At 69.6% G+C, this 23,285-nt stretch carries 22 protein-coding genes; 12 read left to right on the top strand and 10 right to left on the bottom strand.

Going from position 1 to position 23,285, the window contains the following annotated elements; genetic code table 11:
- Positions 1–131: 131 nt before the first annotated feature.
- The 3 genes from ABT352_RS06310 to ABT352_RS06300 form a co-directional block, all read right to left on the bottom strand.
- Positions 132–1,364, bottom strand: coding sequence for a Dyp-type peroxidase (locus tag ABT352_RS06310; protein ID WP_350942919.1), 1,233 nt, complete (start codon positions 1,362–1,364; stop codon positions 132–134).
- A 21-nt stretch (positions 1,365–1,385) separates the two neighbouring features.
- The gene (locus ABT352_RS06305; RefSeq protein ID WP_350942918.1) at positions 1,386–2,048 is read right to left on the bottom strand and encodes a copper chaperone PCu(A)C; all 663 of its coding nucleotides are present in this window, start codon (positions 2,046–2,048) and stop codon (positions 1,386–1,388) included.
- A 206-nt stretch (positions 2,049–2,254) separates the two neighbouring features.
- Positions 2,255–2,872: an MFS transporter gene (locus ABT352_RS06300; protein WP_350942917.1), complete on the bottom strand. Its 618-nt coding sequence runs from the start codon at positions 2,870–2,872 to the stop codon at positions 2,255–2,257.
- A 178-nt stretch (positions 2,873–3,050) separates the two neighbouring features.
- Between ABT352_RS06300 and ABT352_RS06295 the strand changes: the two genes are divergently transcribed.
- The 3 genes from ABT352_RS06295 to ABT352_RS06285 all read left to right on the top strand — a co-directional run bounded on the left by ABT352_RS06295 (position 3,051) and on the right by ABT352_RS06285 (position 5,261).
- Positions 3,051–3,425, top strand: a complete 375-nt coding sequence (locus ABT352_RS06295; RefSeq protein ID WP_350942916.1) for a YciI family protein — start codon at positions 3,051–3,053, stop codon at positions 3,423–3,425.
- Between the two features lie 83 nt (positions 3,426–3,508).
- Complete coding sequence (locus ABT352_RS06290) at positions 3,509–4,765, top strand: RNA polymerase sigma factor (protein WP_350942914.1); 1,257 nt, start codon at positions 3,509–3,511, stop codon at positions 4,763–4,765.
- Between the two features lie 211 nt (positions 4,766–4,976).
- Complete coding sequence (locus tag ABT352_RS06285) at positions 4,977–5,261, top strand: YiaA/YiaB family inner membrane protein (protein WP_350942913.1); 285 nt, start codon at positions 4,977–4,979, stop codon at positions 5,259–5,261.
- A 32-nt stretch (positions 5,262–5,293) separates the two neighbouring features.
- Here the strand turns inward: ABT352_RS06285 and ABT352_RS06280 are convergent, their stop codons facing one another.
- Positions 5,294–5,794 (bottom strand): winged helix-turn-helix transcriptional regulator, encoded by a 501-nt coding sequence (locus ABT352_RS06280; RefSeq protein ID WP_350942911.1) that lies wholly within the window; start codon positions 5,792–5,794, stop codon positions 5,294–5,296.
- Between the two features lie 96 nt (positions 5,795–5,890).
- Between ABT352_RS06280 and ABT352_RS06275 the strand changes: the two genes are divergently transcribed.
- Together ABT352_RS06275 and ABT352_RS06270 are read left to right on the top strand one after the other, a co-directional pair.
- A complete protein-coding gene (locus ABT352_RS06275) occupies positions 5,891–6,571 on the top strand; it encodes a DUF899 domain-containing protein (protein ID WP_350942909.1) in 681 nt (226 codons plus the stop codon).
- Positions 6,572–6,792: 221 nt separating this feature from the next.
- Positions 6,793–7,344 carry a TetR/AcrR family transcriptional regulator gene (locus ABT352_RS06270; protein WP_350942908.1) on the top strand — a complete coding sequence of 184 codons (552 nt, stop codon included), beginning with the start codon at positions 6,793–6,795 and terminating at the stop codon, positions 7,342–7,344.
- A gap of 12 nt (positions 7,345–7,356) precedes the next feature.
- On the opposite strand, the gene ABT352_RS06265 is transcribed toward ABT352_RS06270, so the two are convergent.
- Positions 7,357–7,839, bottom strand: coding sequence for a MarR family winged helix-turn-helix transcriptional regulator (locus ABT352_RS06265; RefSeq protein ID WP_350942907.1), 483 nt, complete (start codon positions 7,837–7,839; stop codon positions 7,357–7,359).
- A gap of 130 nt (positions 7,840–7,969) precedes the next feature.
- Between ABT352_RS06265 and ABT352_RS06260 the strand changes: the two genes are divergently transcribed.
- From ABT352_RS06260 to ABT352_RS06245, 4 genes are all read left to right on the top strand, one after another.
- Entirely contained in the window at positions 7,970–8,377 is a 408-nt protein-coding gene (locus tag ABT352_RS06260) for an HGxxPAAW family protein (protein ID WP_350942905.1), read from the top strand.
- A 1,152-nt stretch (positions 8,378–9,529) separates the two neighbouring features.
- Positions 9,530–9,829 carry an STAS domain-containing protein gene (locus tag ABT352_RS06255; RefSeq protein ID WP_350942904.1) on the top strand — a complete coding sequence of 100 codons (300 nt, stop codon included), beginning with the start codon at positions 9,530–9,532 and terminating at the stop codon, positions 9,827–9,829.
- 199 nt (positions 9,830–10,028) lie between these two features.
- The gene (locus tag ABT352_RS06250) at positions 10,029–10,712 is read left to right on the top strand and encodes a hypothetical protein (RefSeq protein ID WP_350942902.1); all 684 of its coding nucleotides are present in this window, start codon (positions 10,029–10,031) and stop codon (positions 10,710–10,712) included.
- A gap of 51 nt (positions 10,713–10,763) precedes the next feature.
- Positions 10,764–11,390: a thymidylate synthase family protein gene (locus ABT352_RS06245; RefSeq protein WP_350942901.1), complete on the top strand. Its 627-nt coding sequence runs from the start codon at positions 10,764–10,766 to the stop codon at positions 11,388–11,390.
- A gap of 57 nt (positions 11,391–11,447) precedes the next feature.
- On the opposite strand, the gene ABT352_RS06240 is transcribed toward ABT352_RS06245, so the two are convergent.
- The 3 genes from ABT352_RS06240 to ABT352_RS06230 form a co-directional block, all read right to left on the bottom strand.
- Entirely contained in the window at positions 11,448–13,688 is a 2,241-nt protein-coding gene (locus tag ABT352_RS06240; RefSeq protein ID WP_350943560.1) for a heavy metal translocating P-type ATPase, read from the bottom strand.
- A 196-nt stretch (positions 13,689–13,884) separates the two neighbouring features.
- Positions 13,885–14,856: a DUF8832 domain-containing protein gene (locus ABT352_RS06235; protein ID WP_350943558.1), complete on the bottom strand. Its 972-nt coding sequence runs from the start codon at positions 14,854–14,856 to the stop codon at positions 13,885–13,887.
- Positions 14,857–15,005: 149 nt separating this feature from the next.
- Entirely contained in the window at positions 15,006–17,750 is a 2,745-nt protein-coding gene (locus ABT352_RS06230; protein WP_350942900.1) for a GcvT family protein, read from the bottom strand.
- A 75-nt stretch (positions 17,751–17,825) separates the two neighbouring features.
- Here ABT352_RS06230 and ABT352_RS06225 point away from each other — a divergent pair, with 75 nt between their 5' ends.
- Together ABT352_RS06225 and ABT352_RS06220 are read left to right on the top strand one after the other, a co-directional pair.
- A complete protein-coding gene (locus ABT352_RS06225; RefSeq protein ID WP_350942899.1) occupies positions 17,826–18,755 on the top strand; it encodes a phosphotransferase in 930 nt (309 codons plus the stop codon).
- Positions 18,756–18,774: 19 nt separating this feature from the next.
- Positions 18,775–20,334, top strand: a complete 1,560-nt coding sequence (locus tag ABT352_RS06220; protein ID WP_350942898.1) for an amino acid permease — start codon at positions 18,775–18,777, stop codon at positions 20,332–20,334.
- Positions 20,335–20,477: 143 nt separating this feature from the next.
- Here ABT352_RS06220 and lipB read toward each other — a convergent pair whose 3' ends face one another.
- A complete protein-coding gene (gene lipB, locus ABT352_RS06215; RefSeq protein WP_350942897.1) occupies positions 20,478–21,158 on the bottom strand; it encodes a lipoyl(octanoyl) transferase LipB in 681 nt (226 codons plus the stop codon).
- Between the two features lie 62 nt (positions 21,159–21,220).
- Positions 21,221–21,406: a PspC domain-containing protein gene (locus ABT352_RS06210; protein ID WP_350942895.1), complete on the bottom strand. Its 186-nt coding sequence runs from the start codon at positions 21,404–21,406 to the stop codon at positions 21,221–21,223.
- 214 nt (positions 21,407–21,620) lie between these two features.
- Here ABT352_RS06210 and ABT352_RS06205 point away from each other — a divergent pair, with 214 nt between their 5' ends.
- Complete coding sequence (locus tag ABT352_RS06205; protein ID WP_350942894.1) at positions 21,621–23,186, top strand: M28 family metallopeptidase; 1,566 nt, start codon at positions 21,621–21,623, stop codon at positions 23,184–23,186.
- Positions 23,187–23,285: the final 99 nt, after the last annotated feature.

Below are 23,285 nucleotides of genomic sequence, written 5' to 3'. Positions count from 1 at the left end.
CCCTGAGGACGTACGGCGGCTCGCCGAAGGAGGGCTCTCCCGGAGAGCCGTGGACACCCGCTCGTCACGGACGTACCGCGACTCCCCGAGAGCGACGCCCTTCGCCCGTCACGGACGTGCCGCGCCCCCTGTCAGGTGAGAAGACCGTCCCCGATCCAGCCGTTCGGTGAGCAGCCCGGCGGGACGGCGAAGACGGCCGAGCCGATCGGGGTCGTCCACTCGTTGAGCAGGTCGGCCTCGGCCAGCCTGCGCTGGATCGGCAGGAACTGCCGGGAGACGTCGGCCTGGTAGGAGGCGAACAGCAGCCCGGAGTCGGCGTGTCCTTCCGAGGTGAGCCCCTCGTCGTAGTTGTAGACCCTGCGGAAGATCCGCAGGTTCGGGTCGGCGACATGGGCCCGGCGGATATGGGCCTGCTCGGAGATGACGGGGAAGCCGATCGCGTTGAGCTTCTCGAAGTCGGCCTCGTCGTGCTCGTCGCGCCCGGTGAGCGGGGCGCCGTTGTCCAGGCGGCGGCCCACGGTGAACTCCTTGCCGACCCGGTCGACGGCGTCCCAGGTCTCCATCTCCGCCCGGATGCGCCGCAGCACCAGCGTGGTGCCGCCGCGCAGCCACTCCGGGCCGTCGCTCACCCACACCGCCCGGTCGAACTCGGCAGTGCCGGGTACGGGGTTGACGGTCCCGTCCAGCTGGCCCATCACGTTGCGCTGGGTCAGCCCGGCGGGCTGGGTGTAGGCGCCGCGCCGGAAACCCCGCTGGATCCAGCGGACCTTCGCGAAGGAACGGGCGTCCTTGACGACCATGCGCAGGGCGTGGGCCAGGGTGAGTGCGTCGTCGGCGCAGATCTGCAGCAGCAGGTCCCCGCCGCTCCACTCCTTCCTGAGCTTGTCGATCGCGAAGGCGGGCAGCGGCGCCGCCGCCTCCGGAGCGCGGCCGGTCAGCCCGGCCGCCGTGAGGAAGCCGGGGCCGAACCCGAAGGTCACGGTGAGCCGGGCGGGCAGTACGGCCAGCTCAGGTTCGGTGTCGGCCAGGGCGGGCCTGCCCTGGGTGAGCCGCCGGGCGTCGTCGGTGAGCAGCCGCATCATCCGCGCGAGCGCCTCACGGTCGACCTCCGGCCGCAGGTCCAGTCCGACGAACACCCCGTACGTCTGGGGCGCCGTCGCGATCCCTGCCTGGTGGAGGCCGTCGAAGGGCTCCGTCGCGGCACCCGCTGAGCTTTCGGGGCTTTCGGGACCTCCGGACGCCGGAGCGGGCTGGGGGGCGACCGGGGGGACAGCCTGGTCGGGGGCGCACGCGGCGAGGGCGCCGACCGCGGTGGCGGCGCCTCCCGCGAGCAGTCCCCTGCGGCTGAGTCGGGGTTCTGGCATGGGCTCTTCTCCGTTTCCCGCTCAGCCGTCGCTCTCGCCCATGTGCATGTCCCCGTCACCGTCGCCCTTGTCGGCCTTGTCTCCTCCCATGTCCATGCCGGGCTGGTAGTCCTCCTTGCCTCCGGCGAAGTCCTTGCCGACCGCGGTGAACTCCACGGTCCGGCCGTCCTTGAGGGTGAGGGTGAAGGGGATCTGCGCGCCGGGCCTCACCGCTTCGGTGACGCCCATCAGCATGATGTGGTCACCACCGGGCTGGAGCTGGTGGGTGCCCTTCGGAGGGATCACGATCCCGCCCTCCTTGGGACGCATGATCATCTTTCCCTTGGAGTCGACGACCTCGTGCAACTCGATCACCGGTGAGATCGGCGAGACGCCGGAGACGATCGTCACCTCGGCGTCGGTGTTGTTGACCAGGGTGCCGAACGCGGCACTCATCCCCTTCTTCGTGGTCTTCACCCACGGATCGGTGACCGTCAGCACGGAGGCGGCCGCGGAAGGGGTCGCGGAGGGGGCGGCGGCGGGCGCGGCGGTGCCGGGGGCGGCGGCCGGTTCCTGGACGCCCTGGGAACCACATCCGCCCAGGACCATCGCGACCGCGACCAGAAGTCCCGCGGGGGTGGTCCGGCGAACTCCGTTACGGGGGAATCCAGTGGTTCCGGCACGGGTGATACGACGAGCAGGCACGTTGACGCCTTTCTTCTGGCCGGATCGGCAGGCCGCGGCCGAACGCCGCCTCGATAGGGCCATGCCGGACACGCGGCCGGGATTGTCACGCTGGTACAGGTCCGCCGAGCAGCCGGGAAGGCCGCGTCGGCGCAGGACCGCGCGTACGATGCGTACGGCGGTTGGGAACGGGTCAGGTGCCCGGATGACCCAGAGCGGTCAGCCGGTCAGCCGAAGGTGGCGGTGACGATCCGGGGTGGGCCGCGCCGGCTGACGACGTGGCGCAGCACGGCGGAGCGCAGGGCTCCCGGCTCGATCGCGCCCGCGGTGAGGAAGGACGTGTACGCCGGGGTCACGACCGCGACGAGCACCCGGCACAGCCGGACACCGAGCCGTCGCAGCAACTCCCAGAGCACCGCCTCGCCGCGCGCCAGCCACAGAGCGGTGAGCCCGACGGCCCAGCCGTGCGCCACCAGCATGCCCAGGCCGGGCAGCAGCCCCGAGTGGACGTGCCCGATCATCTGGGCCATCTCGGCGGGGGACGCGGCGTGCGCGAGGGAGAACATCACGTGCACCCCCGCCTGCACGCCCGCCAGCAGCGGCAGGATCACCGCGAGCGTCCGTTCGCGCCCTGAGACCGCGAAGGCCGCGAGGAAGGCGAGAGCCAGCGCGGCGGCCGCGCTCGGCACGGAGACCGAGCCTCCCGCCAGGACGTGCGCCAGCACGCTCAGCCCCAGGCAGACCGCGGCGAAGGCGGCCGCGCGGGCGAGGCGGAAGGGCAACGTCGCGGGCATGATGGGGAAATCATCCCACGCCACCCCGGCGGTGCGAAGTTCGAGACCCACCGGGTGATCCTCCCTCGCCACGTCCGAGATCCACAGGCGGCCCGGGGTCAGAAAAAATCTTGAAAGAAAATCCGGCCGCCGTGTCGAATCGGTCCGTGCTCGTTCGAAGCGTGGTCAAAGGCCGGAGGATCACGAGAACCGGCCGTCCCGTTCGAAAACAAGATCAAGGAGAGACACGATGCGATACATGATCACCCTCAAGGTCACCCACCGGCCCGACACCCCGCCGCCCGCCGAGCTGATGGAGGCGATCATGAAGCTCGGCGAGGAGGGCACCGGAGCGGGCGTGTTGCTCGACAACGGCGGGCTGGCTCCGAGCGTCGAGGGGGCGCGGGTCGAGCTCACCGAAGGCAGGATAAGCGTCACGGACGGTCCGTTCGCCGAGGCGAAGGAACTGATCAGTTACGCCCTCTACCAGGTCCGGTCGAAGGAGGAGGCCGTCGAGTGGGCCTCCCGCTTCATGAAGCTCCACCGCGACCACTGGGAGGGCTGGGAGGGCGAGGCCGACATCCACCGCGTCTTCGGCCCCGAGGACTTCGCCGCCCCCGCGTGAGACCGTCCTCGACGACGCCCCGGTGAGAGTTCCCACGAGAGGACTCTCACCGGGGCGTCGGACGAGGTGGTTGGATCGGGGGCATGACGGTTGGAGATCCCCACCGGGTCATCGAGGCGGTCTGGCGGATCGAATCCGCGAGGGTGATCGCGGGACTCGCCCGGATGGTGCACGATGTCGGCCTGGCGGAGGAGCTCGCACAGGACGCCCTGGTCATCGCGCTGGAGCAGTGGCCCACGGCCGGTGTGCCCGACAATCCCGGCGCCTGGCTCATGCTCACCGCCAAGCACCGGGCGATCGACCTGCTGCGCCGCAGGAACCGGTACGAGCGCAAGCTCGAAGAGGTCGGCCGGGACATGGAGATCCGCCAGGAGTCGGCGGAGGCCGAGCTGGACGACGCCCTCGACGACCACATCGGCGACGACGTGCTGCGTCTCCTCTTCACGGCCTGCCATCCCGTACTGTCCACGGAAGGGCGAGTGGCGCTCACCCTCCGCCTGCTCGGCGGCCTGACGACGGAGGAGATCGCCCGCGCCTTCCTGGTGCCCGAGCCGACCGTCGGGCAGAGGATCTTCCGGGCCAAGCGCGTCCTCGCCGACAGGCGGGTACGGATCGAGATGCCCACCCCGGCCGAGCTGGGCGACCGGCTCTCGTCGGTCCTGGAGGTCGTCTACCTCGTCTTCAACGAGGGATACTCGGCGACCGCCGGTGACGACTGGATGCGCCCCTCGCTCTGCGAGGAGGCGCTGCGCCTGGGCCGGATCCTGGCGGGTCTCATGCCCGAGGAGTCCGAGGTGCACGGCCTCGTCGCCCTGATGGAGATCCAGGCGTCCCGCACGCGCGCCAGGACGGGCCCCGGCGGCGAGCCGGTCCTCCTCCTCGACCAGGACCGGGGCCGGTGGGACCGGCTGCTCATCCGCCGCGGGCTGGACTCGCTCGCCCGAGCCGAGGCGCTCGGCACACTCGGCCCGTACGGTCTGCAGGCCGCGATCGCCGCCTGCCACGCCCGCGCGCTGTCCCCCGGCGACACGGACTGGGAGCGGATGGCCGCCCTCTACCGGGTGCTCGCCCACGTCGCCCCCTCGCCCGTGGTGGAGCTGAACCGCGCCGTCGCGGTGGACATGGCGTACGGCCCCGAACGCGGTCTGGAGATCGTGGACGGGCTGGTGGCCGAGCGCGCGCTCAGGAACTATCCGCTGCTGGCGGCGGTACGGGGTGATCTGCTCGCGAAGCTGGGCCGCCTCGACGAGGCGCGCGCGGAGTTCGAGCGGGCCGCCGCGCTCACCGGAAACGAGCGCGAACGGACCCTCTTCCTCGCCCGCGCGACCGCCGAGCACTGACCGCGGATTCCGCACCCCACGCGATGTGACGAGCGCCGGCCACCGATTCCGCGCCCGCTCGGCCTCGCGGGCGGCTGAGGGCGCGGGCCGCGGGGGATGCCCGGCACCGTGAACCGGAGTCCCCCTGTCGAGAGTTCCAGCTGTCGTACTCACCAGTAACTAAGTAGCGGCGCTCACGACCCGGGAACCGATCGTCCCGAAGATGATGTGCATGACACGACCGGTGAAAAACACGACGACGTCCGCTTTCTACGCGCAGGCCGTCATCTCCTTCGGACTGTCGGTGGCGGCCCTGGGGATCGGCATCGCCTACCTGCCGGTGAACACCTGGGTCCGGTCCTTCATGGGACTCGGGCTGCTCTATGTGGTGACCTCGACCTTCACGCTCGCCAAGTGCGTCCGGGACCGGAACGAGGAGGCCGCCGTGGTCAGCCGCGTCGACCAGGCCAGGCTGGACAAGCTGCTGGCCGAGCACGACCCCTTCAAGAACGACTGACGGCGACGCCGTTCGTGGTGCCCTCGCACGTTTCAGTGCCCGTACCGTTCCGCGCGCACCCGGTCGGGGGAGGTGGCCGGAGGCTCCGCCCCCGGACCGGGGAGCACGTCGACATCCGCGGCGTTCATCGGCCGGTCGCACACCGCGCAGCGCAGTTCGACGTGGCCGATCTCGCCGCAGGCGTGGTGGCGGTAGAGAACCGGCGGGCCGGCCTCGCCCGCCGTCCACCGGTCGCCCCAGCGCACCATCACCAGGAGCAGGTCGCACAGCTCCAGGCCCTTGGTCGTGAGCGCGTACTCGTGGCGAGGCGGTCGGCTCGAATACTCGCGCCGCTCCAGCACACCGTTCTCGACCAGCCACCTGAGCCGCTCGGCGAGCACCTTGCGGGAGATGTCCAGGCTCTGCTGGATCTGGTCGAAGCGGTTGATGCCCACGTAGACGTTCCGCAGGATCAGCGGTGACCACGGCTCACCGATGACGTCCAGCGTGCGGGCGATCGAGCAGGCCATATCACCGAATCGGGTTCGCTGCATGGGGGCAGTCTAGGCGAGAGGGTTCCCTGAGGAAACGGTCTCCTGCTACCGTTCCCTTGTTAGTTCCTTGAGGGAACCCAATGGAGGGGGAGCATCATGGACCGTCCTCAGGTCGTCTCGGCCCAGGATTGGCAGGCCGCGCGGGAAGCGCTGCTGGCGAGGGAGAAGGAGCTCACCCGCGCGCAGGACGCGCTCGCCGCCGAAAGACGCAGGATGCCGATGGTCCGGATCGGGGGCGAGAACGGCGGGGGCGGGGCCGGCGGGGGGTACGTGTTCGAGGGTCCGGACGGGCAGGCGAGCCTGCTCGACCTGTTCGAGGGACGGCGCCAGCTCATCGTCTACAGCTTCATGTGGCTGGGGGCCGACACCTTCTGTTCGGGGTGTTCGATGTTCACCGACAACATCGGGCACCTGAGCCACCTCCACGCCCGCGACACCACGGTGGCGCTGGTCTCCCGTGGCCCGATGGCCGAGATCACACCGTTCAAGGAGCGCATGGGCTGGACGATCCCGTGGTTCTCCTCGCTGGGCAACGACTTCAACGACGACATGGGAGCCGGTGACGGGTTCGCGCTGAACGTCTTCCTGCGCGACGGCGACACCGTCTACCGCACCTACCTCACCACGGGGCGGGGAGTCGAGCGGCTCGGCAGCGGCTGGACCTTCCTCGACCTGACACCGTTCGGCCGGCAGGAGACCTGGGAGGACTCCCCGGAAGGCCGGCCGCAGACCTCGCCCTACATGTGGTGGCGCCTGCACGACGAGTACGAGGTCTGAGCATCACCCGGTCGACGCACCCGCTCGTGCCCTGCCCGTCGCCCGCGCGAGTAGTTCTTGATCGCCCGGAGCCGGCCCGGCGGAGGCGACTCGTCGGAGGCCCGCACAAGTCTCCACCTGTCGTCGAACCGGTCGCTCTCCCCGTGCCGATACCCTTGGCCCGAGCCCAAGGACGCCCGCGCGTACGGGAGACCCGGCGCGAGGACAGGAGAGAACAACAGGTGGCGAGGCCGTCCGACACCAAGGCGCGCATCCAGGCGGTCGCACGAGAACTGTTCGCCGAGAAGGGCGTGCAACAGACGAGCCTGCGGGACATCGCCCACCGGCTCGGGATCACCAAACCCGCGCTCTACTACCACTTCACCTCACGGGAGGACCTGCTCCGCAGCATCGTCCAGCCGCTGATCGACGATGTGGACGACTTCCTGGCCGACATCGAGGCGAACGCCCCGCAGAGCCCTCGCGACCTTCTCCAGGGCTACTTCGACATCACCTTCAGACACCGGGAGGTGACCGTGATGGTGGTACGCGATCTGTCCACCCTGGCCCACCTCGACCTGGGGTCTCGCATGGGCCACTGGCGTCGGCGGCTCATCGCCCTGCTGCTCGGCCCGGACCCCGACCTGGCCGCTCGCGCCCGCGCGGTCGTGGCCATCGGCGGACTCTCGGACTGCACCGTGGAGTTCGCCGACGTGCCGGCCGCGACACTCGGCCCTCCGGCGGTGGCCGCCGCGCTGGCGGCACTCGGGGCCGCCCCGTCGGCAGCCGGATGAGACCCGCTCCCCTCAGGACGCCGGGGATTCGCGAATCTCGGCCAGAGAGATCCTCATGGCGTCGGCGGCACGCGTGAACCAGTCGGAGATGGCGGCCAGTTCGTCCGGGCCATAGCTCTCGAAAAGCTCGGTGAGCCGCCGATAGGTGGGCTCGTACGCCGTCGCGACACGGGCGGCCGAGCTCTCTTCCGGGACGATCCGGACGCGGCGGCGGTCACGGGGGTCGGCGACGCGCCGGGCGTAGCCCGCGCTCTCCAGGCGGTTGACCACCCCGGTGACGGCCCCGGTGGTGAGACCGGCCAGCTCGGCGAGGCGTCCCGCGGTGAGCGCCTCCTCTCCCGCACCGAGGATGAAGCCGAGACACGTCAGATCCGTGACGTTGACCCCGAGGCGCTCGGCGATCGTGTGCTGCCCCACGAGGCTCAACGCGATCAATTGGTCCATCCGGGCGAGGACCTCCGGCGGCGAGACGACGGCTTCGGATTTGCCTTCCACCACAAAATCCCCTTACTATCTAAGAAGCTTAGCTCGTGAGATAAATTGTACGGGCCGACCCAACCTAGCGCCCGCCGTCCCCGCGATCCGCCGCGACCCCCCGGGGACGGTGCTTTTCGATGGAGGAGACGTGGGGATCAGGAAAGACCTCGCGGAATTGGCCGCGATCCACGAAGAGCACGACATGGGACACACCGTGGCGGGCTGGACCGGCTCGATCGTCTGCATCATCGGATTCGCGATCTCCGGGGTGGCGATGACGGCCGCCGGCGTCCTCTTCTTCTGGATCGGCGCGGGGGTTGTGATCCTGGGCGGTGCGCTGGGATGGCTCCTCCACCAGTTGGGCTTCGGCAAGGAGATCGGGCCGCGACCGATGTCGGAGCGCGGCATGCGCCGCCGCCCGGCACCGAGGACACCCGAGGTGGAGGAGGTTCCCGGAGAAGCGGCACGATCCCGTACGGAACCTCACACCTCCGCCCGCCCGGCTCAGCCCGCGACGACGGCCCAGACCGCATCGGGCACGCCCCTCGGCCTCTGATCGGGCCGTCCCCCTATCCGAGCCGGCAGGCCGGTCCCTCGAACGAGGGACCGGCCTGCCGGTTTTTCAAACCTCTTCAGGGCCTCTTCCAGCCTGCCCCGGTCCGCTCACCCGGTTTCCGGCCTCCCCGGCTCACCCGCATCCGGGCCGGTCAAGTTCGCGAGGAAAGGCGCCCGTCCGAGCGAGGGACCGACCGGCCAGGGCGTCGGGCACTCATCCCACATCCGCCAGATGGGACGAAAGCGTGCAACTATAGTGTAATTCTCCTACCGGGGCCGCCCAGGCCACATACCTGGTAAGACGGAGGGAACGCCCGCCCTGTGAACTGCGGGTCTAAGGAGTCTTTCCATGTCACCCGAAGGTGTGAACACGCTCTCGATCTTGGCCGACGTACGCGGAAACGCCATCGTGGTCCGTCTGATCGGCGAGCTTGACTACGACTACGCGCCGATCTTGCGGAGGGAACTCACCCAGGCCTGGAGCCTGGGAACCGGCAACCTGTCATCCAGGCTTACACCGCCCGCGGCACCCGGCACACTATCGGAGCTTCCAGCGTCCCAGACCCCCGACGCGTCGTCCGACCTCGCGGCCCCCTCGTTACTCGACACACCACCGGGGTTGCCGGCACCCTCGGCACCCGGCACACCCTCCGAACTCGCGGCCTTTTCGGCACCCGGCACGCCCTCCGAACTCGCGGCGCCCCCGTCACTCGACGCACCGTCCGGGTTGCCGGCACCCTCGGCACCGATGGACGCGCCCTCCGAACTTCCAGCGCCTCCGGCACCGCTTCTCCCCGAGACACCGCTTTCCCCCGAGGCGTCACTCCTCTCGGGATCGCCCTTCCTCCCCGAGACACCACTCCTCCCGGAAACCCCCTTCTTCCCGGAGAAACCGCTCTTTTCGGAGTCCCCTCTCCTCCCGGAGACACCACTGCTCGCGGAGACGTCACTCCTCTCGGAAGGCCCGCTCACCCCGAAAGATCCGCACCCCTCGGGCCCGCCTCCACCGCTGTCGCCCGAACCTCCCTCACCGTTCTTCCCCGGGAGCCCGCCTCCCCCCGCCCCGGGAAGCCCGCCACCGATCTTCCCCGAGGAGCCCTCTCCCCTCCCCCCGGACACGCCACCGGCGGACGGGCCGTCATCGGCCCCCACGATGACCTCGCCTTTCTCCCCGCCACCGGCCTTCCCCGCCCCGGCGGCGGGAGCCGAGGGCGCGCCCTGGCTCATCCTCGATCTGGAAGGGCTCACCTTCTGTGACTCCACCGGGCTCGCGGAGCTGCTGTGGGTCATGCGCAAGAGTCAGGAGACGCGGACCCGCCTGGTGCTGGCCGGAGCGAGCCGGACACTGCGTCACATGATGGCCGTCACCGGGCTCCTCGCTCACTTCACGCTGGCCACCTCCGTGGAGACGGCCCTCGCGGGAGAGGAACTCGGGGCGGCGGAAGAATCCTGACATCGGGGGTGGCTCCGGGGCACCCCGCAGCCACGCCCGCAAAAGGCACGCCCCGGGAGGGGCCTCCACGGACATCAGAAGTCTGAGACGTATATCGTTAAAAAGCGCTCATTCGCCTGACAAATAAGTCAACATCTTCATACGGGAAAATCCACTATCCCTCGAAAGTGGGGTCCCGATGCGGAGGATGTCACCGCGGATGACCGCGGAAGCACTACCCGAGACCATGGACGGGCTCCCCGTCAAACCCGGGGAATTCCTCGCCCTCGTGTCCGTGGACTTCACCGGGACCTACCAGGTCTACCTGGCGGCCAAGGACGAGCGGATCAAGATGACCCGGCTGTCCATGAGCCTGCTCGCCGCCCCGTTCGCCGCCGCGGTCGCCCTGGCCGGCGCGAAGGTGGTCAGCCCGGCGATGCTCACCACCTGGCACAGCGTGCCCTGGTACCTGTTCGCGATGACCGCCGCGTTCGGGCTGCTCAGCGTGCTGCCCTTCCTCCGGCTGATCGAGGCGGTCAACGCGCACATGAGGACCGCGCGGGCGCTCAACAACTTCCGCCTGCTCTACACGGTCCACCTCAAGGACCAGTTCGCCGCCCTCGGCTGGACTCCCAACCTGCCGGTGGATCCCCGCTACCCGGAGACGTACGCGCCGCTCGCCTGGCCGGGGATCAACGTGATGATGCTCGCCCTGGTCAACAGTTCCTACATCGCGGTCGGCGTGCTCGGGATGATCGGGGCCGCGCCGGCCGTCGCCCTGCTCCTGGTGGTCATCGGACTGCTCGCGCTGGTCCACTATTTCGTCTACTACGTCCGCGCCAATGTTTCCCGGCAACGCCGGCTCCCACACAATCCCTTCCATTTCCCCAACGTGGAGACCTGAATGCCCGACCTCCTCAGATTCGCGTCTTGTGGGGAGACGTGGATCTGGCTGATGCGACACGTGACACACAACGGCGGGCCCGCCCTGGACGACCGCGGCCCGATCATCGAGGCTCCGGCGGTGCTCTTCGAGGTCACCAGCCTGGCCTGGGACGATCCCGTCCTGAAAAGCTACGGCGAGGCCGGAAAGATCCCGCTGTACTCCAGCAAGTTCAGCGAACGCTCGATCGTCCCGCCGTTCAAATACAGTTACGGAGGGCGACTCCGCCAGTTTCTCGGCGTCGACCAGCTCGGCTGGATCACCGACGTGCTGCGCGCCAAGCCGTACACCAAGAGCGGCTGGATCTCGCTCACCGCCCCCGGCGAGTCTCCCGACGCGGTGCCCTGCCTGACCAGCCTCGCCTTCAGGCTCCGTGCCGGGCGGCTGGTCATGACCGCCGCCTTCCGGTCGCAGAACGTCTACACGTCCTATCTGAACTACGTACCGCTGCGCGGCATCCAGCACGAGGTCGCGGACGGCCTCACCGTGGGCTGCGGATCGATGCGGGTCTTCGTCGACGTGCCGCACATCTACGCCGCGGACGAGGCGACGGTCGGGGAGATCCTCCGGCTCTCGGAGGGTGACGGGCCCGGCGAGAGAGCACCGGGCCCCGATCATCGGATCTGCCCCGTTCCCTGATCGCCCCACGAGCGTGTCCCGGCAGGCTGCCGGGACACGCTCGTGATTCCCTTCATCTCACCTGAAGCGGCGCAGTCGCAGGCTGTTGCTCACCACGAACACCGAGGAGAGCGCCATCGCACCCCCGGCGATCATCGGGGTGAGCAGACCGAACGCGGCCAGCGGGATGGCGGCGACGTTGTAGGCGAAGGCCCAGAACAGGTTGCCCCTGATCGTGCGCAGCGTGCGGCGGGACAGTCTGATCGCGTCGGCGGCCACCCGCAGGTCGCCCCTGACCAGGGTGAGGTCGGATGCCTCGATCGCGACGTCGGTGCCGGTGCCCATCGCCATGCCGAGATCGGCCTGGGCGAGCGCGGCGGCGTCGTTCACCCCGTCGCCGATCATGGCCACGGTGCGGCCCTCGGACTGAAGCCGCTTGACGACCTCCACCTTGTCGGCGGGCAGCACGTCGGCGATCACGTCCTCGACGCCGACGGCCTCGGCGACCGTACGGGCCACCGTCTCGTTGTCGCCGGTGAGCAGGATCGGACGCAGGCCGAGCGCGCGCAACGCGGCGACCGCCTCGGCCGAGCTGGGCTTGATCGCGTCGGCGACGGTGAGCACCGCGCGGGCCTTCCCGTCCCAGCCGACCGCGACGGCCGTCTCCCCGCGCGCCCGTGCCCCCTCCAGTTTCTCCTCCAGCTCCGGCGGCAGGTGCTGCGACCAGTCGGCGAGCAGCTGGGGACGCCCGACGAGGACGGCGTGCCCGTCGACGACGCCCTGGACGCCGAGGCCCTCGATGTTCGCGAAGTCCTCGACCTTGGCGGTGGAGTCCGCCGCGCGGGCGACGGCGCGGGCCACGGGGTGCTCGGAGGCGCCCTCCAGGGCTCCGGCCAGCCTGAGCACCTCCTCGCGCTCCTCACCGGCGGCGGGGAAGACGTCCTTGAGGGTCATCGTGCCCGACGTCACGGTGCCGGTCTTGTCCAGGACCACGGTGTCGATGCCGTGGGTCGACTCCAGCGCCTCCGGACCCTTGATCAGGATTCCCAGCTGGGCGCCCCGGCCGGTGCCGACCATCAGCGCGGTCGGTGTGGCGAGGCCCAGAGCGCAGGGGCAGGCGATGATCAGTACCGCCACGGCGGCGGTGAAGGCCGCGGCGGCGCCTGAACCGGTCCCGAGCCAGAAGCCCAGGGTGGCCACGGACAGCGCGATCACGATCGGCACGAACACCGCGGAGATCCGGTCGGCCAGCCGCTGCACGGCGGCCTTGCCGTTCTGCGCGTCCTCCACCAGCCTGGCCATCTGGGCGAGCTGGGTGTCCGAGCCGACCCTGGTGGCCCTGACCACGAGCCGCCCTCCGGCGTTCACGGTGGCGCCGACCACCGCGTCACCCGGCCGTACCTCGACGGGGACCGACTCGCCGGTCAGCATGGACGTGTCCACGGCCGAGGAACCCTCCTCGACCACGCCGTCCGTCGCGACCTTCTCCCCCGGCCGTACGACGAAGAGGTCGCCCGCCTTGAGCGCACCGACGGGGACGAGTTCCCCCGAGGCGAGCGTGACCTCCTTGGCGCCCATCGACATCAGCGCGCGAAGCGCGGCACCGGCTCGGCGCTTGGAACGCGCCTCGAAGTAGCGGCCCGCGAGGATGAAGGTGGTCACCCCGGCCGCGGCCTCGAAGTAGATGTTTCCCGAGCCGTCGCCCCTGGACAGGGTGAACTCGAAGCCGTGTCGCATGCCCGGCATGCCCGCCGTGCCGAAGAACAGGGCCCAGAGGGACCAGGAGAAGGCGGCGATCGTCCCCATCGAGACCAGCGTGTCCATGGTCGCGGCGCCGTGCCGCAGGTTGGTCCAGGCCGCCCGGTGGAAGGGCCACCCTCCGTAGACCACGACGGGACCGGCCAGGGCGAGGGAGAGCCACTGCCAGTTGTCGAACTGAAGCACCGGGATCATCGCCATCGCGATGACCGGCACCGAGAGCACGACGGAGGTGATCAGGCGCTGCCTGAGCGGGGTGAGCACGTCACGCTCCCCCTCCTCCTCACCGTCCGCCCCTTCCGTCTCCCCGGACTCCCCCGACGCCGGCGGCGCGGGCGGCTCGGCGGTGTATCCGGCCTTCTCCACCTCCGCGACGAGGTCGTCGGGGGTGATGGCCGCGGGGTAGGTGACCTTCGCCTTCTCGGTGGCGTAGTTGACGGTCGCGGTCACGCCGTCCAGCTTGTTGAGCTTGCGCTCGATGCGGGCCGCGCAGGAGGCGCAGGTCATACCGCCGATGGCGAGCTCGATCTCGCCGCGGGCGGATGCTTCGCCGGTGGTCATGGACATCACGACCTCTCCTCGTCCCTTGCCTCGTGTCCCGGTCGTCGTGCGTGGTCCGGGGTCGTCACCGGACGGCCCGCCGGGGCGAAAACCTCACCGTCCGGGAGCGGGCCCGTCCACCGTCCCGGCACGTGATGGGTGTGCCCAGACATATGTCTCTCCTCGTTATGAGAACACGTAACCCCTATGGGGTATTTCACGGTTGGTGGCTGTGCCCGTGGCCGTCACCCGAGGAGGCTCCGCCACCCTCGGGGTCCGGGCTGGTGGCGGCGGTGAACGCGGCGGTGCGCACGGTCCCGCCGTGCTTGAAGTCCAGGTAGAGGCCGTAGGTCCCCGCGCTCGGCACCTCGGCGTAGAAGGTGATGTTCGGGCCGGGCGTGGTGCGCCCGTCACCGGGCTCGCCGTCGGGGTGCACGTGCAGATAGGCCAGGTCGCCGTCACGCAGCGCGACCAGGTGCCCGTACGCGGCCAGATAGGGCTCCAGGTCGGTGACCGGCTCGCCGTCCTTGGCGACCGAGAGCGTGAGCATGCTCGTCCGGCCGGGGATGAGATCGCCCTTCAGGGTGACGGTGTAGTCGCCCACGGTGGCGGTCTCGGCCGGGACCGCGAGCGGCTCGGGCCGGTAGTCGCCCGCCACCGACAGGTCCATGCCGAGCGTCAGCGGCGCCGCCCCCTCGGGGGCGAAGTCGGCGAACGCGCGGTACTCCCCCGCGGCGGGAAGCTTGAGCGGGACCGACCACACCCCGCCTCCCAGCAGGGTGGGATGCAGGTGCTGGAAGCCCGTCAGGTCGCGGCGCACCACGATGAGGTGCAGCTTCTTGTCGTGCTGCGTGGTGAACCCGGTGACGGGAGCGCCGTCGGGGCCGATCACCGTGAAGCGGAAGTCGGTCCGCTCGCCCACCTTGACCTCGTCGGTCTCCGGCATGAGCATGTATCCGTCCTGGGAGACCTGGAGTCCCGCCGGAACCGCCGGCGCCTTCGCGGCCGTCGCGTGCTGATGCGCTCCACCCTCCGCGCCCCCGCCCTCGCCGTGCTCCGCGCCGGCGCCCTGAGCGCTCTGGGCCTCCGCGTCTCCGATCGGACCGGCCATCCGGCCCGCCCCCAGGGCGCCGCCGAACACCACGGCCAGCACCAGCGCGTACGCACCCACCTTGAGCGCGCCGTTCATCGCGATCACCCCTCTCGGATACCCATAGGGGGTATCCTTTCGCTCGCCTACAGTGCCACACCACCACCCTTTTCAGCAACCCCTGGGGGGTATATCTGACGCCGGTCTCCAGGTCACAGGATGACCGATGCGCAGGAGGATGAAGGGACTTACCGGAATTCTGAGAACGGCAGACGCCGGACACGCTCCGAGGACGGGTCGTAGAGAGGTTCAACGGTGACGGCGGCGCCCACCCAGGTCCCGGTGACGCCGACCTCGACCCGGTCGCCGGGGGCGGTGCCCTCGGGCAGGTAGGCATAGGCGATCGAGCGGTCGACGCGGTGGCCGTACCCGCCACTCGTCACCCGCGAGGCGGGCAGCCCACCGACGCGGACCGGTTCCCCGCCGAGGCAGACCTGGCGGGGGTCGTCGAGGACCAGGCAGAACAGACGTCGCGCGGTACGAGCGCCGGCCGCTCGGTCGACGGTCGAATGGTCGACCGTCGAGTGGTCGTCGGCGGGACGGGCATCGGCCGGGCTGTCCGCAGCGAGACGATCGCCGGACGAGCGGTCGTCTGCTGGACGGTCGCCGGTGAGACGGCGGGCGGATTCCAGGGCCGCGCGGCCGACGAAGTCCTTGTCGCGGGCGACCGCGAACCCCAGACCGGCCTCGTAGGGGGTGGTCTCCGGGGTGATGTCCATGCCCCAGACGCGGTAGCCCTTCTCCAGGCGCATCGAGTCGATCGCGCGGTACCCGGCAGGCCGCATACCGTACGGCGCTCCGGCCTCCATGAGCGTGTCCCACAGCGTCAGCCCGTACTCCGACGGGCAGTACAGCTCCCAGCCGAACTCGCCCACGAACGTCACCCGCTGGGCCAGCACCGGGACGTTCCCCACGCTGATCTCCCTCGCCTTCATGTAGCCGAAGGTGAGGTCGTCGCCGGACACGGAACCGAGGATGTCGAGCGCCCGCGGCCCCCACAGGCAGTAGCAGGCGTGGGCCGAGGTGACGTCTCGGACGTCGAGACCCCGGCCCCGGAGCCAGGCGGCGTCGTGAACGCCGAAGGCGGTGCCGGTGACCAGACGGAAACGGTCGTCCGCCAGGCGGGTGACGGTCAAGTCGGCCTCGATGCCGCCGCGCCCGTTGAGGAGCTGGGTGTAGACGATCGAGCCCACGGGCCTGTCGAGCTGCCCGGCGCAGGCCCGCTGCAACCCCTCCAGAGCTCCGGGCCCCGAGACCTCCAGCTTGGAGAACGAGGTCTGGTCGAACAGGCCCGCGGCGTCGCGGGTGGCCAGGCACTCCTCGCGTACGGCGGGCGACCAGATCCGGCCCGCCCAGCCGTGCGGGCGAGGGCTGCGGCCGTCCGGGGGGACGTCACGGACGTCCGGGGACACCTCGCGAACGTCCGGGGAGACACCGTGGCCGGCCGGAGCGACCTCATGGGCCTCGCGGACGTCCGGGGAGACCTCGCGGACGCCCGGTTCCGGATCCCGGGTGACCGGGGCGTCCACGGGAGGAGTCTCACCCGCCCCGACCGGGCGCCCGCCGGGTTCGTACCAGTTGACCCGTTCCCAGCCGGACTTCTCGCCGAACGCCGCCCCCAGCTCCACATGCCGCACCCAGGCGGGAGAGCGGCGGAGCGGGCGGGCGGCGGTACGCTCCTCGCCGGGGTAGACGATGTCGTAGTACTTCGAGTACGAGTCCAGGGCCTTGGCGCGGGTCCACGATGCGGAACGGGCATGGGATCCGAAACGCCTCAGATCCATACCAAACATGTCGTACTCCGGCGAACCATCCACGATCCATTCGGCCATCACCTTGCCCACGCCGCCGGCGGCCGCCAGGCCGTGCACACAGAATCCGGCCGCCGCCCACAGCCCGCGGACCGGGGTCTCACCGAGCAGGAACTCCCCGTCGGGGGTGAACGCCTCGGGGCCGTGGACGACCTTTGTGATCTCGGCATTGGCCAGGTCGGGAACCCTCCGCACCGCCGATTCCCACGATTCTTGAAATTTCGGCATATCAGGGGTAAAGAGAGTCCGAGGCTCCTCCAGTGGAGCAGCCGTGTCCCATATCTCGGGGTTCCTGATATATCCGCCTACCAAAATGCCGGCATTCTCCTCCCGGAAATAGACAATGTTGTCCGGATCCCGCACCGTAGGCATGGACGAAGGAACCCCGAATGGTTCGGTGACTACATATTGATGTTTTATCGGCACAACCGGAATGTCCACCCCGGCCATCCGCCCGACCCGCCCGCTCGCCGCGCCCGCCGCGACGACCACGGTCTCCGCCTGGACCGACCACTCCTCGACGTCGCCGGAGCCCTCGGCCCCCGACGCGAGCCGCACCCCGGCGACCGTGCCGTTCTTCACGTCGATTCCCGTCACCCGGGTGCCGGTGTATATCCGCACGCCCAGCTTCCGCGCCCCCGCCGCCAGTGCCCTGGCCAGCAGCGCCGGGTCCAGCCAGCCGTCCCCCGGCAGCCAGAGCGCGGCCCGCACGTCGTCGGCGCGCAGCAGCGGGAGCATCTCCTTCGCCTCGGCACCGGAGATCATCTCCAGGCCGAGCCCGTAGGTCTCCCCGGCCCCGGCGAGCCGCAGCGACTCCTCCACCCGCTCGGGCGTGGTCGCCAGGCGGAGGCCGCCGACCCCGCGCCATCCCGGGTCCAGCCCGGTGAGCTCGGCCAGTTCGGGGTAGAGACCGGCCGAGTACATGATCATTTTGGTCTGCGTGACGGTCGAGCGGAGCTGGCCCACGAAACCGGCCGAGTGCCAGGTGGTGCCCTCGGTGAGCTCGTGCCGCTCGACGAGGATCACCTCGCTCCAGCCGAGCCTCGCGAGGTGGTAGGCCACGCTGCAACCGGCCACTCCACCGCCGATCACGACGGCTCGCGCGGATCCGGGAAGTTTCACGGCAGGGAACCCCTCTGTAACAACTAGTCCACAGAATCGGATCAATGGTATGAAGGTAGGCCAAAGGAGGGCGGCATGCCAGATCCTCGAGCGGACGTCCGAAAATGGGCTGGTCAGCCCATAACCGAGACCCCGATCAAGGGTGGCCTCAGCCACCGGATCTCGCGGCTCACCACGGCCGACGGGCAGCGCTGGTTGCTGCGCGTGCTGGATCCCCGGGTGTCGGAGGCCGGCCTGGGCATACCTCTCGACCAGGAGATCGCCAACACGGTCCACGCGGCGGACGCCGGGGTCGGCCCCAGGGTGCTGCACCGGCTGCCGGACGCGCTGGTGCTGGAGTATCTCGACGGCGTCACCCTGGACGCCCACGCCGTACGGACGATTCCCGGCCCCATCGCCGCGGCCTGTCGCCGGCTGCACGCCGGACCTCGGTTCGTCAACGACTTCTCCATCTTCCGCAAGCTCGACGAGTTTCTCGCCCTCTGCCGTACCCACGAACTGAGCACACCCGACGGCTACCGGGACCGCCTTCCCGCGGCGGCGGAGATCGAAAGGGCGCTCGCCGCCGATCCGCTGCCCACGGTGCCGTGTCACAACGACCTGCTGCCGGAGAACTTCATCCGCTGCGGCGATGAGGTGCGGATCGTCGACTACCAGCTCTCGGGGAACAACGACCCGGCCTTCGAACTGGGCGACATCGCCGCCGAGGCGGACTACGACCCGGACCTGACCGCCCGGCTCGCCCGCGCCTACTTCGGCACCGACGACCGGCGGCTCACCTCCAGGGTCCGGCTCAACCTGATCATGTCCAACCTGACCTGGACGCTCTGGTTCTCCGTACACCACGGGCTGCTCAAGGAGCAGGCCGCCGACGCCGACTTCGACTACGAGGCCGAGGCCGCCGACAAGTTCTCGCAAGCCGTGCGGGACCTGGACGACCCGGGGTTCGGACGGCTCGTCGACGACGTCCGGGGCGCGAGCTCCGGATTTCCACCCCCCGCATAACCCCCCCAAGGAGGCTTGAGTGACCAAGCCAACGTCGGTCGACGAGGACGCGAAGCGTCTCGCCGAACTCGGTTACAAGCAGGAGCTCTCCAGGACCTGGAGCGGCTTCTCCAACTTCGCCATCTCCTTCTCGATCATCTCCATCCTGGCCGGCTGCTTCACCACGTTCGGCCAGGCGTGGAACAACGGTGGACCCATCGCCATCTCGTGGGGGTGGCCGCTGATCTCGATCTTCATCCTGATCATCGGGCTGTGCATGTCGGAACTGGTCTCGGCCTATCCGACCGCCGGTGGCATCTACTGGTGGGCCGCCAAGATGGGCAGGCCGATCCACGGCTGGTTCACCGGGTGGTTCAACCTCGTCGGCCTGATCGCCGTGACGGCCTCGGTCGACTACGGCTGCGCGACCTTCCTGAACATCACCCTCAACCGGTTCTTCCCCGCCTGGGACCCCAGCCTGACCAACGCGTTCATCCTGTTCGCGGTCATCCTCACCCTGCACGGCCTGATCAACATCTTCAGTCACCGGCTGATCTCGACGCTGCAGAACGTCTCGGTGTGGTGGCACGTCTTCGGCGCGGCGGTCGTCGTACTGATCCTGATCTTCGGCCCCGACTCGCACCAGTCGATGTCGTTCGTCTTCACCGAGACGATCAACAACTCCGGCTTCTCCGACTCGTCGTACTGGTTCTACGTGCTGCCGCTCGGCTTCCTGCTCACCCAGTACACGATCACCGGGTTCGACGCGTGCGCCCACGTGTCGGAGGAGACCCAGGGCGCCTCCACCGCCGCCGCCCGAGGGCTGTGGCAGTCGATCTTCTACTCGGCGATCGGCGGCTGGATCCTGCTGCTCGCCTTCCTGTTCGCGGCGACCGACGTGGACGCGGTGAACGAGGCGGGCGGCTTCGTCGGCGCCATCTTCGACAGCGCGCTCCCCGGCAACCTGGCCACCGCGATCTTCACGATCTCCACCATCGGCCAGTTCTTCTGCGGGATGAGCTGCGTGACCTCGATGTCCCGGATGACCTACGCCTTCTCCCGCGACGGCGCCATCCCCGGCTGGCGCCTGTGGTCGAAGGTGGACGCCAACCGGACCCCCGTCAACGCGATCGTCTTCGGCTGCGCGGCCGCGCTCGTCCTCACCCTGCCCGCGTTGTACGAGGCCCCCGGCGGTCTGCCGCTCGCCTTCTACGCGGTCGTGTCGGTGGCGGTCATCGGCCTCTACATCGCCTTCGCGATCCCGATCTGGCTGCGGCTGCGGATGGGTGACCGGTTCGAGCCCGGCCCCTGGACGCTGGGGTCGAAGTACAAGGTCATGTGCTGGATCGCGATCGTCGAGATCGTCGTCGTCTCGATCTACTTCATCATGCCGCTCGTCCCGGCCGCCGTGCCGTTCAGCGACGACTTCACCTGGACCGCGGTCAACTACGCGCCGATCGTGGTCGGCGTGATGGTGCTGGCCGTGGGCCTGTGGTGGGTGCTGTCGGCGAGGCACTGGTTCACCGGCCCGCGCCGCACGATCGACATGAACGAGGCGTTCGACCCGGCCGGCACGACCGGCGGGGAACCGACCGGCTGACCGCCCCGCGGGACCTCCCCGCCGACCGTTCCCCGAAAAGACCGGGAAACGAGCCCCTGAGAAGACCGGCAAACGAGCCCCGCACCGCCTACCGTTCCCGGAGAGGGCCGGGAAACGAGCCGACCGGCCCTGGAGAGGGCCGGTCAGCTCGCCTCGAAGGCCTCCGCCACCGCCGCACGGACCCGATCCATCGCCGTGGCGGCGGGGGCTCCGCCGAACATCGTGAACGTCGTCCCCCCGGCGGCCGGGGCCTCCCGTCCCACGGACGTCATGTCCACATCCGGCATGCCGCAGGCCACGGCCCAGTTCCACGGGGTCAGGTCGCCGTCGACGTTGAGGGCGAACCCGTGACTGGTGACACCGCGGCTCTGCCGCATGCCGATCGAGACGATCTTGCGTCCCGTCTCGGCCGTCCACACGCCGGTGAGCAGTTCCGAGCCCGGCGGGGTGTCGCGGCGCTCGGCCGGGACACCCAGCGCGCCGAGCGCGCCGACGAGCCTCAGCTCGACCTCGCGGACGTAGTCGACGATCCCCTCGCCCTCGCCGAGCTTGACGATCAGGTATCCGACCAGCTGGCCGGGGCCGTGGTAGGTGAGCTGCCCGCCACGACCCGTGCTCACGACCGGGATGCCGTGAGCGGGGTCGGGCAGGTGCTGCTCAGGGGTTCGCCTGCCCACGGTGTACACCTGCGGGTGGCTGAGCAACCAGAGCGTGTCGGAGCGCTCGTCGCGCTGCCGTTGACCGACCATGTCGGTCATCCGCTCCATCGCCTTCTCGTAGTCGACCAGGTCGTCCTGGACCAGGGACAGTGGGCGTCGCCTCATGCCCCCAGCTTAATTTCACCGGGACGCGTCGCGACCTGGGGGCCGGAACACCGGCCCTCGTCCTAGTAGCGGGCCGCGGGCGCCTTGGGGACGAAGATCCACATCAGCACGTAGGCGACCCACAGGGGCCCTGGAATGAGCGAGAGCAACAGCCAGAACACCCGGACAAGGGTGGGCGGCATGTTGAGACTGTCCGCGATCCCGCCGCAGACTCCGGCGATTATCTTGTGATTTCTCGAACGGTACACGTTGCCTCTCTCGAATCGATGTTCTTCGTCCTTTCAAACGAACGACCGGAACCCATCCGTTCCCGAGACACCCCTGAGAAAACCCTGTCAGGGTCGGCTTGATAACTTTTTTCGCACCCGAACGTCGGCACATCTAGGCGAAACCGGTTGATCACGGTACGTTCCGCCATGTACCTAATAGGGGATTCCCCTCCGTTCCACCCCGAGGAGCGCTATGCGCCTGAGGTTACGACGCAGCCTGGCCCAGACCGCCGCCCTGGTCACGGCCCTCGCCCTCCCTCTCGCCCTCACCGCACCGGCGAGCGCGACCACGTCCACGGACGTCACCGACGTCCTCGCGAACGTGTTCGCGACGCAGATCAAGGGCAGCAACGTCAAGAAGCACCTTGACAAGTTCCAGCAGATCGCGACCGCCAACGGCGGCAACCGCGCCGCCGGCTCTCCCGGTTACGACGCCTCCCTCGCCTACGTGCAGGACAAGCTGCGCAAGGCCGGATACAAGACCTCCACGACCGACGTCGAGTTCCCGCTGGACTGGGAGGAGGCGAGCCCCTCCGTCCTGCAGCAGACCGCTCCCGTGGCGAAGACCTACGCCAACCCCGCCGACTTCGTCACCGTCATCTCCTCCAGCCGAGGCGACGTCACCGCGCAGGTGCAGGTCGTCGACGCGGTCCTCCCGCCGCCCCCGGTCGCGAACACCTCGACCGCGGGTTGCGAGGCCTCGGACTTCGCCGGGTTCGTCCCCGGCCGGATCGCGCTGCTCCAGCGCGGCACCTGCCCGTTCATCGACAAGGCCACCAACGCCAAGGCGGCCGGCGCGGCCGGTGTGATCTTCTTCAACGAGGGCCAGCCCGGCAGGACCGACCCGCTCGTCTTCGACATCCGCGAGTGGCGCTTCGGCTTCCCCATCGTGATGACGAGCACGGCCGTCGGCCTTGAGCTGGCCGCCGCCCCGAACACCACCGTCCGTCTCAAGGTCGACGCCGAGACCGAGGTCGGCCGTACCAAGAACCTGATCGCCGACTCCCGCTGGGGCAAGTCCGGCGAGATCGTCGCGGTCGGCGCCCACCTCGACAGCGTGCCCGAGGGCGCGGGCATCAACGACAACGGCTCCGGCAGCGCCGCCATCCTGGAGACCGCGCTGAAGCTGGCCTACGTGCCGACCAAGTACAAGGTGCGCTTCGCCTGGTGGGGCGCGGAAGAGCTCGGCCTGCTCGGCTCCGACCAGTACGTCGCGGGCCTGTCCCAGGCGGAGAAGGACAAGATCAGGCTCTACCTGAACTTCGACATGATCGCCTCGCCCAACGACGTCACCTTCCTGTACGACGGTGACGACTCCGACGGCGAGGGCGCCCCGGCGGGTCCTGCCGGTTCCGCCCAGGTCGAGAAGCGCCTTGAGTCGTTCTACAACAAGCGCAAGCTGCCGTTCGAGGGCACCGACTTCGACGGCCGCTCCGACTACGGCGCGTTCATCGCCAACGGCATCCCGGCCGGCGGTATCTTCACCGGCGCCGAAGGCATCAAGACCCCCGAGCAGGCCGCCAGGTTCGGCGGAACCGCGGGCGTCGCCTACGACCCCTGCTACCACGCCGCCTGCGACGGCATCAACAACATCAGCGCCGCCGCGCTCGACCGCAACTCCAAGGCCGTCGGCTACGCCACCGCGTACTTCGCCTACGACCTGAAGGGCATTCCCGACCGCAACGCCGCGACCAAGGCACTCTCCAGGTCCGCGGCGCCGGCCGCGGCGGACCACCACCACGGTGAGGCCGCCCGCTAGGGATTCGCTCCGCAAGCGCACCACCACGCTGTACGGCGCGCACCCGCCACGGGTGCGCGCCGCTCGGGGACCCCCCACACCCCTCAAACCCGAGGAGCA

The organism is Streptosporangium sp. NPDC000563 (assembly GCF_040299985.1).
Lineage (GTDB): Bacteria > Actinomycetota > Actinomycetes > Streptosporangiales > Streptosporangiaceae > Streptosporangium.
The sequence above is the reverse complement of the archived record's forward strand: the minus strand, read 5'-3'. Positions and strand labels throughout refer to the sequence as shown.